This is a genomic window from Cronobacter sp. JZ38 (assembly GCF_008932145.1).
Classification (GTDB): Bacteria; Pseudomonadota; Gammaproteobacteria; order Enterobacterales; family Enterobacteriaceae; genus Cronobacter; species Cronobacter muytjensii.
In genome coordinates, this window is record NZ_CP017662.1 from 1,980,928 (window position 1) to 1,994,513 (window position 13,586).

13 protein-coding genes are annotated in these 13,586 nt (G+C 57.1%); 8 read left to right on the forward strand and 5 right to left on the reverse strand.

What is annotated here, in order from left to right; all coding sequences use genetic code 11:
- Window positions 1–25 precede the first annotated feature (25 nt).
- From BJP61_RS09375 to yebS, 4 genes are all read right to left on the reverse strand, one after another.
- Entirely contained in the window at window positions 26–265 is a 240-nt protein-coding gene (locus BJP61_RS09375) for a YebV family protein (RefSeq protein WP_007698851.1), read from the reverse strand.
- Between the two features lie 110 nt (window positions 266–375).
- Complete coding sequence (gene rsmF / locus BJP61_RS09380) at window positions 376–1,770, reverse strand: 16S rRNA (cytosine(1407)-C(5))-methyltransferase RsmF (protein ID WP_255485520.1); 1,395 nt, start codon at window positions 1,768–1,770, stop codon at window positions 376–378.
- A 124-nt stretch (window positions 1,771–1,894) separates the two neighbouring features.
- Window positions 1,895–4,528, reverse strand: a complete 2,634-nt coding sequence (locus BJP61_RS09385; RefSeq protein ID WP_171998192.1) for a PqiB family protein — start codon at window positions 4,526–4,528, stop codon at window positions 1,895–1,897.
- Window positions 4,497–5,780 (reverse strand): membrane integrity lipid transport subunit YebS, encoded by a 1,284-nt coding sequence (gene yebS, locus BJP61_RS09390; RefSeq protein WP_038862401.1) that lies wholly within the window; start codon window positions 5,778–5,780, stop codon window positions 4,497–4,499. The genes BJP61_RS09385 and yebS overlap by 32 nt, the downstream gene beginning before the upstream one ends.
- A gap of 128 nt (window positions 5,781–5,908) precedes the next feature.
- Here yebS and BJP61_RS09395 point away from each other — a divergent pair, with 128 nt between their 5' ends.
- From BJP61_RS09395 to kdgR, 5 genes are all read left to right on the forward strand, one after another.
- The gene (locus BJP61_RS09395; protein WP_038862402.1) at window positions 5,909–6,403 is read left to right on the forward strand and encodes a GAF domain-containing protein; all 495 of its coding nucleotides are present in this window, start codon (window positions 5,909–5,911) and stop codon (window positions 6,401–6,403) included.
- A gap of 100 nt (window positions 6,404–6,503) precedes the next feature.
- Window positions 6,504–7,193 (forward strand): RNA chaperone ProQ, encoded by a 690-nt coding sequence (gene proQ, locus BJP61_RS09400; RefSeq protein WP_038862403.1) that lies wholly within the window; start codon window positions 6,504–6,506, stop codon window positions 7,191–7,193.
- 19 nt (window positions 7,194–7,212) lie between these two features.
- The gene (gene prc, locus BJP61_RS09405; RefSeq protein WP_038862404.1) at window positions 7,213–9,261 is read left to right on the forward strand and encodes a carboxy terminal-processing peptidase; all 2,049 of its coding nucleotides are present in this window, start codon (window positions 7,213–7,215) and stop codon (window positions 9,259–9,261) included.
- Window positions 9,262–9,456: 195 nt separating this feature from the next.
- Window positions 9,457–10,338, forward strand: coding sequence for a protease HtpX (htpX, locus tag BJP61_RS09410; protein WP_004386682.1), 882 nt, complete (start codon window positions 9,457–9,459; stop codon window positions 10,336–10,338).
- A 260-nt stretch (window positions 10,339–10,598) separates the two neighbouring features.
- Complete coding sequence (gene kdgR / locus BJP61_RS09415) at window positions 10,599–11,390, forward strand: DNA-binding transcriptional regulator KdgR (RefSeq protein ID WP_007714118.1); 792 nt, start codon at window positions 10,599–10,601, stop codon at window positions 11,388–11,390.
- 57 nt (window positions 11,391–11,447) lie between these two features.
- On the opposite strand, the gene BJP61_RS09420 is transcribed toward kdgR, so the two are convergent.
- Window positions 11,448–11,687 carry a YobH family protein gene (locus BJP61_RS09420; protein WP_075193551.1) on the reverse strand — a complete coding sequence of 80 codons (240 nt, stop codon included), beginning with the start codon at window positions 11,685–11,687 and terminating at the stop codon, window positions 11,448–11,450.
- Between the two features lie 158 nt (window positions 11,688–11,845).
- Here BJP61_RS09420 and mgrB point away from each other — a divergent pair, with 158 nt between their 5' ends.
- The 3 genes from mgrB (at window position 11,846) to BJP61_RS09435 (ending at window position 13,365) form a co-directional block, all read left to right on the forward strand.
- A complete protein-coding gene (gene mgrB / locus BJP61_RS09425; protein ID WP_038862409.1) occupies window positions 11,846–11,989 on the forward strand; it encodes a PhoP/PhoQ regulator MgrB in 144 nt (47 codons plus the stop codon).
- A 66-nt stretch (window positions 11,990–12,055) separates the two neighbouring features.
- On the forward strand, window positions 12,056–12,337 hold the full coding sequence (locus tag BJP61_RS09430) for a YebO family protein (RefSeq protein WP_038862410.1): 282 nt from the start codon (window positions 12,056–12,058) through the stop codon (window positions 12,335–12,337).
- Between the two features lie 20 nt (window positions 12,338–12,357).
- Entirely contained in the window at window positions 12,358–13,365 is a 1,008-nt protein-coding gene (locus tag BJP61_RS09435) for an MBL fold metallo-hydrolase (RefSeq protein WP_075193553.1), read from the forward strand.
- The last annotated feature ends 221 nt before the right edge of the window (window positions 13,366–13,586 follow it).

Sequence of the window (13,586 nt, forward strand, 5' to 3'; positions counted from 1 at the left end):
CCTTCAGCGACGGGTTCTTTTTGAATCAGGCAAGACGCATGATCCAGGCATCAGCTTGTTGATCGTAATGTTCGCGGTATAGCACGGAGTGTTCGCCGTTGAGTACAGCCGGAATACTGGTTTCGGCATCCCAGGCATCAAGCTGCATGCAGAGATCCGGGTCGGATTTGCAGGGAATACTCAGCTTGCGCTCGCCGGGCGCGTTGCCGTGCAGCTCTGCATCATCAATCTCGAACGTACCGATTTTAACGCTGGTTTTTGACATAACGCTCTCCCTCAGACAGTAGACAGGTGGTATGACCAGTCAGGCCCCACTTTTAGCATAGTCAAAAGCGCAGGAAATGCCAAAAACTCAGCGATGATTTTTTGTTCGCCTTATACGGGCGTTGCGAACAGCACGCCGTCGCGCACCAGTTCGCGCGGATAACTGTTCTTGAGCCGGCTACCGACTTTTTTCGCAAGGCCCAACGGCTGGCGCTGGAAGGTGACGATGACGTCATCAGCATCCGGCGGTGTCTGCAGCCAGACATCGCGCCCGCGATACCACTCCTGCGCCTCTTCGGCGGTGAGCTCAAACGCGAGCGGGTTATCGCTCCCGGCAAGCGCCACCACAGCCTCATGCTGCCAGCGGTACCCTTTATTATGGACCTCAGCCAGCCGAACGCCAGTGCGCGAGAATCGTACCTTGCCGATAAACGGCGTGAACGCCTGCGGGAACAGCCAGATCTCTTTATCGCGCTGCCACAGGGCCAGCGTCTCATCCCAGACCAGCCCCACCTTGCCAGCCGCCGCGATGACCGCCTGCGCCTCGCGGGTTTTCATCGGGGTAAAAGGGAAAGCGCCGACTTTATAGGTCGGCGCGGGCAGCGGGGCGACCGGGGCGGTTTTACGCAGCCGCGCGACAAAAAAGCCTTCGCAGTCGTAAATCTGCGGAAAGACGTGCAGGAAACCCTCATCGGTCAGCGCCGCCTCCGCGCCGGGGAATAGCCCCTCAAGCGAGAGTATCTCCACCGCCTGCGGATAGCGCGCCAGCAGCCAGCGCACCGTTTGCTGATTTTCTTCGCGGTTCAGCGTGCAGGTGGAATAAACCAGTGTGCCGCCGGGCGCGAGCGCGTGAAACGCGCTGTCGATAAGCTCGCGCTGGGTAGCGGCAATCTCCTGATTGCTTTGTGGCGACCAGTTGCGCAGCGCGTCCGGATCTTTTCTTACCACGCCTTCGCCGGAGCAGGGCGCGTCAAGAAGGATCGCGTCGAACTGTTCAGGGAGCGCGGCGCCGAAAACGCGCCCGTCAAAGTGAGTGAGGCCGACGTTGCGGATGCCGCAGCGGCTGATATTGGCATGAAGCACTTTGACCCGGCTCGCGGAATATTCATTGGCGAGTATAAAACCCTGGTTTTGCATCAGCGCGGCGATTTGAGTGGTTTTCGAGCCCGGCGCGGCGGCGACATCCATGACCCGTGCGGGCGTGTTGCCGTCGGCGAAGAGCGCCGCCACCGGCAGCATGGAGCTTGCTTCCTGAATATAAAACTGACCGCTTAAATGTTCGGCGGTACTGCCAAGCGGCAGCGCCTCGTCGTCATCACGCTCTATCCAGAAACCTTCCGCGCACCAGGGCACCGGCGTCAGTTGCCACCCATAGGGGGCGACCTGCGCGAGAAACGCCTCGACGCTGATTTTGAGCGTGTTAACGCGAATGCTGCGGCGCAGCGGGCGTTGGCAGGCAGCGATGAAATCGTCCATCGCAAGCCCTGCGGGCATCGCATCACGCATAACATCAAGAAAAGCCTCAGGAAGGCAGACAGAACCGGATTGCGCCACAGCACACCTCAGCGGGCAGAAAAAGAGGGCGCGAAGTGTAGCACAAACGCCCCGGCGTGACACCGGGGCGCTGGCGTTAACGAGGCAGGGCAGTCCCCCACTGGCGCCACTCTTTCGGCTCGCTGTCCTGCAACAGGAAGTGCTTACCGGCCTGCGCTTTCGGCGCGACTGGCGTCTGTGGCGGGGTGGCGAACGCGATGCCGCCGCGAATGAACTGGTTAAACGTGCCGGTTTTCACCACGCCGCCTACCAGCCCGAAGTTCAGGCTGTAGCCGGAGGCGAGCCAGAACACGGAGTTTTCACGTACCAGATGCTGATAACGCTTGCTGATACGCATCGACACCATTACGCGATCAGAGAGGCTGCCAAGCGACATGCCGGTGACCGTGCCCACTTCGATGCCGCGGAACAGCACCGGCGTGCCGATGTTCAGCGAACCCGCTTCAGGGGCTTCCACCACAATGCTCAGGCCGTCGAGATAGCGAGAGTCCGTGATCGTCGCTTCCTGCAACTCAAAGCTACGGCGGCCCGGCCCGCGACCCGGCTCGACGTTAATATAGGGCTGCAGGATGGTGTCGAGGTTTTCGACGCCCGCGGCGGAGATTTGCGGCGTCACCACCGAGAATCGCGTGCCGGCGCGCGCGAAGGTGTTAACGTATTCGGGGTAGAGCACCGCCGTCGCCTGCACCTCGTTGCGCTCGGTAATGAGCTTCAGCGACTCAATCTGGCCAATGTTGATACCGAGATAGCGAATGGGCATACCCGCCGCGATTTTCCCGGCGTCAAAGGCGTGCAGGGTTATCTGGCTGCCCACTGCGCGGGCGGCGGTCTCTGACGGATAGAGCGTGCGCTTATCTTTTTCGCCAAGGCCCGCGCCCGCGCCATTAAGATTATCGAAGCTGATGGCGCCTTTAAGCGCGCGGGAGAGCGGCGAGGCCTGCACCGTCAGCCCGCTACCGTTCAACTGCACTTTCGCGCCGCCCTCGGCCCAGAAGACGCTGTTCGTCGTGAGGAGTTTGCGATACTCCGGCTTAATGTGCACTTCGATATCAAACGCGTTGGCGCGCGGGCGCACGGTGATGACTTCGCCCACTTCAAACTTACGATACAGCACGACCGACCCGGCCTGTACGTCCGGCAGGCTTTCGGCGGTGAGCGTCAGCGTCGTGGTCGGCAGATCGCTCAGGCTGTTCTCCACCGCTTTTTCCAGATTGGCGTAGAGCGGATAATCGTCTTTCATCTCGCCTTTTTCGCCCGGCAGCACACGAATGCCGCCGCTCAGCCATTCGCTGGCGCTGGCGCCGAGAAACTCGACGCCGTCGAGGCCGACTTTGACATCCACGCGGCTGTTCACCACAAACTTGCTGTCGCCTTTCACCAGATCGCGATATTGCGGATCAATAGCGACGGAGAAGCTGACGCCTTTGGCATTCAGCGAGCGCTCCAGCACCTGGCCTATCTGAATGCCGTGCAGGATAACCGGCTGCCCGGCGTCGATGCCGTAGCTCTCCGGCGCATGCAGCGTCAGGGTCAACACGCCAGGCTTTTGCAGCGGGGTTTTGTCATCCGGCAACACCACAAAATGGTTGCGCGGCTGGCCTTCGCCCGGCACCAGTTCCAGCGTACTGCCAGTCAGCAGCGTGCTGATTTCCGGATTATTAAGCGAGAGTTTCGGGCTGTGCATCTCAATGCGCGTGCCGTCGCGCAGCAGATTGACGACGCTCGGGTCGACGGTCAGCTCGCCGGTGACCGCGCCGCCTGGGTTGAGATTGAGTTTAGTCAGCGTACCCACTTCAAGGCCCTGATACATTAGCGGCGTGGAATTTTCCTTCAGCCCCTGGCCGCCAGGTACATCGAGTTTCACGAGTACACCGCGCTGGCTGTGGGCAAGATCTTCATACAACCCGAACGTGTCGTTCTGGTCGGCGTGGGCAGAATCCGCCGGCGAGTCAAAGGCGATAGCCCCGTTGACCAGCGCCGCCAGGCTCTCCAGCTCCACTTTGGCGCCGCTCAGCCCGATATTGGTTTTCACGCCCGAGACGTTCCAGAAACGGCTGCCTTTTTTCACCAGATTGGTGAAGCGACGTTCGATGATAACGTCAATGGTCACACCCTGTTTGTCGGTGTTAATCGAGTAGTCATAAACCCGCCCGACCGGGATTTTGCGGTAATAGACCAGCGAGCCGCTGTTCAGCGAGCCGAGATCCGGCGCGTGCAGGTGAATCATCAACTCGCCCGTGTTAAGCCGGTATTTGGGCTGGGTGTCGAGCGCGCGGAAGTGGTCGCGCGGCTCGCCTTCGCCCGGCATCATGCCGATGTAGTTGCCGCCGACCAGCGCGTCCAGCCCTGAGACGCCTGCAAGCGACGCTTTCGGCGTCACCAGCCAGAATTGCGTCTGATCGCGCAGGGCCTCTTTCATATCACTTTTAATACTGACCGTGACTTCGATTTTATTCAGGTCATCGCTCAGGCGGATATCCTGAACGGTGCCGACCTCGACGCCCTGATAGCGCACCGGCGTGCGCCCGGCGACGATCCCGTCGGCGGACATGAAATCGATAGTGACGGTTGTGCCTCGCTCTTCATAGGTTGTCCAGATAAGCCAGCCCGCAATCAGCAAAGCGATAACGGGCAGTAACCAGAACGGAGAGATGCGACGTTTTGTTTTAATTCGCGCTTCAGTCTGTGAAGCGGGCGTTTCCTGACTCATGTGCGTCCCAAAGTAAGCGGCTGTCCAGCCATTCAACAGCAAGAATAGTCAAAATCACCGCTGCGCCGAAATAAAACGCAGCCGGCCCCATGACAAACGACAACAGCTGATCGCGGTTGACCAGCGACATCGTAAGAGAAATCACAAACAGATCGAGCATCGACCAGCGGCCAATCCAGGCCACCAGTCGCAGCATCAGAATGCGCGTACGCAGCCCTTGCTGGCATTTGAAATGGATACTCACCAGCAGCGTCAGCAGCACCAGCACTTTGGTGAACGGCACCAGAATACTGGCAATGAACACTACGGCCGCCACCAGAATGTTGCTCTGCGCCAGCGAGACGATGCCTGACATGATCGTATCTTCCTGGCGCGCGCCGTTGATATAGATAATGGAGATCGGCAGCAGGTTGGCGGGCAGCAGAAAGACCATCGAGGCAATCAGCGCCGCCCAGCATTTTTGCAGGCTCTGACGGCGGCGGCGGCGCAGGGGAATGTGGCAGCGCGAGCAGCGACCGCGTTTATCCGGCACGCCGGTGTAATGGCAGCCCAGACAGACGCGGAGATCCTCGTGATAGCGGGTGGCGGGGCGCTGCGGGTAAAACCGTTCCCAGAGTTGTTCCACATTAAGATGAATCAGCGTCATCACGCTCAGCACCACCAGCGCCACAAATGCCAGCAGCCCGATCCCCGGCTCAAGCCAGGCGTATTCGCGCACCTTGATAGATGCGACGCCGATGCCCACCAGATAGATATCGAGCATCACCCATTCGCGCAACCGCTCCAGCATCAGAAGCACCGGCCGCAGGTTCATGCCGAGAATATTGCCAAACCAGAGATACGCGATGGCGGCCACCAGCGTGGCGGGCGCGCCAACCGCGCAAAACAGTACCATCGCGGCGGTGATGGTGTCGCCCTGACGGGTCATCTGCCAGATGCCCTGAAAGAGATTAGCGTCGATGCGCGTGCCGAGCAGGTAGAGACGCAGCAATGGCTCGCTGTAAGCAAACGGCATCAGCAGCAGCATCGTTATCGCCATTGCCGCCAGCCGGGTGAGCGACCAGTCGCGCCCGTCGCGGATTTTCGCGTCGCAACGCGGGCAGTGCGCGGTCTGGTTGGACTTGACCACAGGCAGCATAAAAAGGATATCGCATTGCGGACAACGCTGATAATGTTCCATCGGCAACGGCTCGCCGATGGCGTGAATGGTCAGTTTTTTGCCAGGAGAAAGCTGTTGGGTTTTGAGTGCCATGTGCGAAGCATTATTTTATATGATTCTGTTATCGTAACTCATGAAATGATTAATCTTGAGCATGAGCGCATTTAATGCTTATTTTAGTAGGCTGGCAGAGTAAGTAAGACAACAAAGCGATCGGATTAATGAACAAAACACAATTTTACGCGGAACTCAATCGCGATTTTCAATCCCTTATGGCAGGGGAAACCAGTTTTCTGGCGACGCTCGCGAATACCAGTGCGCTGCTGTTCGAACGTCTTGATGGCGTAAACTGGGCAGGGTTCTACCTTCTGGAAGACAAAACGCTGGTGCTCGGCCCGTTCCAGGGCAAAATCGCCTGCGTGCGCATCCCTTATGGCCGTGGCGTGTGCGGAACCGCCGTTGCGACCGGCGAAGTGCAACGCGTGGATGACGTGCATGCCTTCGATGGCCATATTGCCTGTGACGCGTCCAGCAATGCCGAAATCGTACTGCCGCTGCGCGTTAACGGTCAGGTTTTCGGCGTGCTGGATATCGACAGCACCGTCTTTAACCGCTTCGATGCCGACGACGAACAAGGCCTGCGTACCCTGGTAGAGCAGCTTGAAGCCGTTATTGCGGGTACTGACTTTAAAAAATTCTTTGCGCCAGACGCATGATAAGCAACGGATAACGTGGCATTTACCGATGGCGTCATTATAATGACGCCTGTTCATGCCTGCGGCTTGTTGGCAACATCCGTTGTAATCAGGAAATTTCATGGAAAATCAACCTAAGTTGAATAGCAGTAAAGAAGTTATCGCCTTTCTGGCCGAACGTTTTCCGCAGTGTTTCAGTGCTGAAGGCGAAGCGCGTCCTCTGAAGATCGGCATTTTTCAGGATCTGGTGGAGCGCGTTGAGGGCGAAATGAACCTCAGCAAAACGCAACTGCGTTCCGCATTACGTCTTTATACGTCGAGCTGGCGCTACCTTTACGGTATTAAGCCTGGCGCGACGCGTGTCGACCTCGACGGCAATCCGTGCGGCGTGCTGGAAGAGCAGCACGTAGAACACGCCCGCAAGCAGCTTGAAGAAGCGAAAGCCCGCGTTCAGGCGCAGCGCGCCGAGCAGCAGGCGAAAAAACGCGAAGCGGCAGGCGCTGAAGGCGAAGAAAACGGCGCAGAGCGTCGTGAACGTAAGCCGCGTCCGGCTCCGCGCCGTAAGGAAAACGCCGAGCGTAAACCTCGTCCGGCTAAAGCCGCCGCTGCTAAAGCGCCACGCCCTGCGCGTGAAGAACGTCACACCCCGGTATCTGACATCACGGCGCTCAGCGTCGGCCAGGCTATTAAGGTGAAAGCAGGCAATAACGCGATGGACGCCACCGTGCAGGAAATTACCAAAGATGGCGTCCGTGTACAGCTGACTTCTGGTATGTCGATGATTGTACGCGCAGAACATTTATTGTTCTGAAACGGAGGTCAACCAGGGCATGAACACTTTTTTTAAGCTTACCGCCGTCGCCGGCCTGCTGCTGATGGCGGGCCAGGCGTTGGCCGTGGATGACATTACCCGTCCTGACCAGATCCCGGTTCTTAAAGAAGAACCGCAGCATGCCACAGTAAGCGAGCGCGTGACCTCCCGGTTCACCCGCTCTCACTATCGCCAGTTCGATCTTAACGAAGCCTTCTCCGCCAAAATCTTCGATCGCTACCTCAACCTGCTCGACTACAGCCATAACGTGCTGCTGGCGGGTGACGTTGAACAGTTCGCGAAGAAAAAGGGCCAGATCGGCGACGAACTGCGCAGCGGCAAGCTCGACGTGTTTTACGATCTCTATAATCTGGCACAGCAGCGCCGTTTTGAGCGCTATCAATACGCGCTGAAAGTGCTCGAAAGACCGATGGATTTCACCGGTAACGATACGTTTGATATCGATCGCAGCAAGGCGCCCTGGCCTGCCAGCGAAGCGGAGCTGAATAAGCTCTGGGACGGCAAAGTCAAATATGATGAGCTGAGCCTGAAGCTGACCGGCAAAACCGATGCGGAAATTCGCGAAACACTGACCAAGCGTTATAAATTCGCGATCCGTCGCCTGGCGCAAACCAACAGTGAAGATGTGTTCTCGCTGGCGATGACCGCCTTCGCGCACGAAATCGACCCGCACACCAATTATCTCTCACCGCGCAGCACCGAACAGTTCAACACCGAAATGAGCCTCTCGCTTGAGGGCATCGGCGCGGTACTGCAAATGGACGACGATTACACCGTTATCAACTCCATGGTCGCAGGCGGTCCGGCTGCGAAAAGCAAGGCGATTAGCGTTGGCGATCGTATTGTCGGCGTCGGTCAGGTGGGTCAGCAGATGCAGGATGTCATCGGCTGGCGTCTTGATGACGTCGTGGCGTTGATTAAAGGGCCGAAGGGCAGCAAAGTGCGCCTTGAGATCCTGCCTGCCGGTAAAGGCACTAAAACCCGCATTATTACGCTGACGCGTGAGCGCATTCGTCTTGAAGACCGTGCCGTGAAGATGTCAGTGAAAAATGTCGGTAAAGAAAAAATCGGCGTGCTGGATATTCCTGGCTTCTACGTTGGTCTCACCGATGACGTGAAAGTGCAGCTCCAGAAGCTTGAGAAACAGAACGTCAGCGGGGTAATTATTGACCTGCGCTCCAACGGCGGCGGAGCGTTGACCGAGGCGGTTTCGCTCTCCGGTCTGTTTATCCCGTCCGGCCCGGTAGTTCAGGTGCGTGATAACAACGGCAAGGTGCGTGAAGATCGCGATACCGACGGCGTGGTCTATTACAAAGGCCCGCTGGTGGTGATGGTCGACCGTTTCAGCGCCTCGGCGTCTGAGATTTTCGCCGCCGCAATGCAGGATTATGGCCGCGCGCTGATTGTCGGCGAGCCGACCTTCGGGAAGGGCACCGTGCAGCAGTATCGTTCGCTGAACCGCATCTACGATCAGATGCTGCGTCCGGAATGGCCGGCGTTGGGTTCAGTGCAGTACACCATCCAGAAGTTCTACCGTGTCAACGGCGGCAGCACCCAGCGTAAAGGGGTGACGCCGGACATCATCATGCCGACCGGCAATGAAGAGACCGAAACCGGTGAGAAATTCGAGGATAACGCGCTGCCGTGGGATAGCATTAACGCCGCCACGTATGAGAAGTCAGGCGATCTCAAACCGGTCGGCCCTGTACTGCTCAAGAATCATAACGATCGTATCGCGAAAGATCCGGAGTTTCAGTACATCATCAAGGACATTGCTCGTTTTAACGCCATGAAAGATAAGCGTAATATCGTATCGCTTAATCTGGCTCAGCGTGAAAAAGAGAACCGCGAAGATGACGCAACCCGGCTGGCGCGTATCAACGACCGCCTGAAGCGCGCCGGGAAACCGCCGCTGGCGAAACTCGACGATCTGCCGAAGGATTATCAGGAGCCGGATCCGTATCTCGATGAAACGGTCCATATCGCGCTCGATCTGGCGGATATGACCAAAGAGAGCACGGCGCAGGCCGATGCCGCGAAGAAGTAAACTCCCCAACCGGCGCAGATGATGCGCCGGTTTTTTTAGCATCGTGTTATCCCCCCGTCAGCGAAATGCTACAAAATGTAAAGTTTCGTATTTTTAGAGACTTGCCAGCCTGTGGTGCTTGAAAACGGCGTGCGCGCCCCTACGATGTGTGTAATCGCATAAGGCGTATTGTTAAACCGAGGTAAAAAGAAAATTATGATGCGAATTGCGCTTTTCCTGTTGACTAACCTGGCCGTCATGGTGGTGTTCGGTCTGGTGCTCAGCCTGACAGGGATCCAGTCAAGCAGCGTGACGGGCCTTCTGATCATGGCGCTGCTGTTTGGCTTCGGCGGCTCGATCGTTTCGCTGCTGATGTCCAAATGGATGGCGCTGAAATCGGTAGGCGGCGAGGTTATCGAAGCGCCGCGTAACGAAACGGAACGCTGGCTGATGGATACCGTGGCGCAGCAATCACGCCAGGCGGGCATCGCGATGCCGCAGGTGGCGATTTATCATGCGCCGGATATTAACGCGTTTGCGACCGGCGCGCGCCGTGATGCCTCGCTGGTGGCTGTCAGTACCGGGCTTTTACAGAATATGAGCCGCGATGAAGCGGAGGCGGTTATCGCCCACGAAATCAGCCATATCGCCAATGGTGACATGGTGACGATGACCCTGATTCAGGGCGTGGTAAACACCTTCGTTATCTTTATTTCGCGCATTATCGCGCAGGTAGCGGCAGGGTTCCTTGGCGGAAACCGCGACGAGGGCGAAGAGAGCAACGGCAACCCGCTGATTTATTTCGCGGTGGCAACCGTGCTGGAGCTGGTGTTCGGTATTCTGGCGAGCATCATCACCATGTGGTTCTCGCGCTACCGTGAGTTTCACGCCGACGCAGGCTCGGCGAAACTGGTCGGCCGCGAGAAGATGATTGCCGCGCTTCAGCGATTGAAAACGAGCTATGAGCCGCAGGAAGCGAGCAGCATGATGGCGTTCTGCATCAACGGTAAATCGAAATCGCTGAGCGAACTCTTCATGACGCACCCGCCGCTGGATAAACGTATCGAAGCGCTGCGTAGCGGTGAATACCTCAAGTAATCGCGCCGTTAACTCAACAAAAGCGTGCCCGCGGGCGCGCTTTTTTTATACCCGAAAGCGCCAGGCTAAACGCGGCTTTAAGGTGGTTGACGCATTCTAAGCGGTTGATCTGCCGTTCACGATATATCCTTCATGCATAATCAGGCCTGATGTCGCAGATTTGCCACCATCAGGCACAGATTCATTGCGGCGGTGACGCCCCGAATTTATAATAAAAACCGGTTCTGATTTTTATAAAACAAATGCGATCGAGGTGATCAATGGCAATCGCAGAATTAGATAAACAGCCTGACTCCGTCTCTTCGGTGCTCAAGGTCTTTGGTATTTTGCAGGCGTTGGGTGAAGAACGGGAAATTGGTATCACCGAATTGTCGCAGCGCGTCATGATGTCAAAAAGCACCGTTTACCGCTTTTTGCAAACCATGAAATCTCTGGGCTATGTCGCGCAGGAAGGGGAGTCGGAAAAGTACTCCCTGACCCTCAAGCTGTTTGAGCTGGGCGCCCGCGCGTTACAGAATGTCGACCTTATCCGCAGCGCGGATATTCAGATGCGTGAACTGTCGCGTCTGACGAAAGAAACCATTCACCTGGGCGCGCTGGATGAAGACAGCATTGTCTACATCCATAAAATCGACTCAATGTATAACCTGCGCATGTATTCGCGCATTGGCCGCCGCAATCCGCTCTACAGCACCGCTATCGGTAAAGTATTACTGGCCTGGCGCGACCGCGACGAGGTTCGTCAGATCCTCGAAGGCGTTGAGTATAAACGCAGCACTGACCGCACAATCGTCTCCACCGACGCGCTGCTGCCGGTATTGGATCAGGTGCGCGAGCACGGTTACGGCGAAGATAACGAAGAGCAGGAAGAAGGGCTGCGCTGCATCGCGGTGCCGGTATTCGACCGCTTCGGGGTGGTGATCGCGGGGCTGAGCATCTCGTTCCCGACGCTGCGCTTCTCCGAAGAGCGCCTGCACGAGTATGTGGAAATCCTGCATACGGCTGCGCGGAAAATCTCCGAGCAGATGGGGTATAACAGTTATCCGTTCTGATAACAGTCCGTGCTGAAAAAAGCCGCAGCCAGCCTGCGGCTTTTTCCTTGGCGCGCATCAGCCGTTATCCACTACGGTTTCGCTTTTGCGCAGCACCGGGCAGGCGGTAATGCCGATAAGCCCACTGTCAGAGTGAATAAACTGCGCGTTGACCACCTGTCTCGCTGTCAGATAACGGCACTGCAGCCCCAAACCTGCGGCATTCTCATGGCTGCCAATCAATATGCCATAACCGCTGAAAAGCAGTGCAATCCAGACCACGACCAACAGCGCGACAACACGAATCAAATAGCGCATAACGGCTCCGTTTGTTAACGTTCAGGCGGACAGCCTGCCGCGTGTGCCGCTGCGTCACAAGGAGAGGATTCCGGATTACGTGACTTAACGTTACAGTGATATTTGGTTTAAGGTTTCCGTGATAATTTGGCCCCGTGAATGCCGTAACGGAGAAGGTAGTGAAAAAATTGAGATGGGCTATTTTGCTGGCCGTGCTGGTGGCCTGTGTATTGTTGTGGACGCAGACGATCAATGTCATGTGCGATCAGGACGTTCAGTTTTTCAGCGGCATTTGCACTATCAATAAGTTCATCCCCTGGTAACGCCTGAGACCGATGCCCTTACGCCGCGGCGGTGGTAAGATAGCGCGTTACTTTGAGGTGGTTAGCATGAATGACATTGTAAATTCTGGTGCATTAAATTTCGTTTCCCTGGCGATGTCTCTGGCGGGCATCATCGTGGCGCTGGTCGCCTGGTTCTTTATCAACCGCGCGAGCGTGCGCGCCAACCAGCAGGTGGAACTGCTGGAAGCGCTGCTTGAGCAGGAAAAACGACAAACGGCGCTGTTGCGTCGCCTTTGCGATGCCAACGAGCCAGAGGCACCGAGCGCTGCTCCCGCCGCTACTCAGGATGACGATGACGGGTTTGTCCGCCTGGTGGCTGAACGTTAATTGCCAACGCCAGCGAGGTGATGGGCATGGTCTGGAAAAATCCCTGGTACGATCCCTCGAAAGCCCATCACCGCCCTGACGGCTTTTGCAATACGCACGACGTCGGGCATCAGCCCGGCGATTTGCGCCGCTGGCAGGATGAACGTAAAGCCCAGGGGTTGCCTCGGCCGCCTTCCGGGGGGTACGAGGCGTTCATCCGCCAGTGGTGGCAACCCGCCGTTATTGACGGCGAAGATGATGGCGTCTGGTGGCTCGGCCACGCCACGCTGCTGCTTCGCCTCAACGGCCGTTACCTGCTCACCGATCCGCTCTTTTCGCGTCGCGCTTCACCCGTCAGCTTCTATGGCCCCGCCCGTAAAACGCCGTTGCCGCTGGAGCTTGCCCGCCTGCCGCGCCTCGACGCGGTGCTGATTTCTCATAATCACTACGATCACCTTGATAGCAGCACGATACGCCGGCTTGCAAAGCGATTTCCTGACGCGGCATATTTTGTGCCGCTGGGCCTGAAAGGGTGGTTTACGAAACGCGGCATCAGTCACGTCACCGAACTCGACTGGTGGGATAGCCGGGAATGGGAAGGGCTGCGGATGACCGCCGTGCCCGCGCAGCACTGGAGCATGCGCACGCTGTGGGACCGGAACCGCTCGTTGTGGTGTGGCTGGGTAATGGAGAGCGCGTCGCAGCGCTTCTGGTTCAGCGGCGACAGCGGATACACGCCTGAGTTGCTTGAGATCCCCCGCCGCCTCGGGCCACTCACTGGTGCGGCCATTCCTATCGGGGCTTACGCGCCACGCTGGTTTATGGCGCCGCACCATATGGATCCGCAACACGCGGTTGAGCTCTGGCAGCACGCGGGCAGGCCGCTTGCCATTCCTATCCACTGGGGGGTTTTTGAACTGGCGGATGAATCTCTGGACGCGCCGCCAGCAGAGCTGATGAGCGCACTTACTGAACGCGGCGAAAAAGCAGCAACGTTCGCGCCGCGCCGTATCGGTGAATATTTATCGCTGGCGGCAAATAAACGTTAAACAAGAATATATCGGGCTGGTTAAATTTACTTCTGGCTGGCTGATTTAATAATCACATTGTCTTATTGCGCTTGCCTCTTTTTGAGGCATTTTCATTAAATTGTCATTATTTTGGTGCATGACGAAAATGGCTTGTACAAATTTTCTTGATTTGTACATTGTTTACTGCCGTCAGGCTGTAATAAAGCCTCGTTAAAATGGAGTTTAACGACATTAATGAA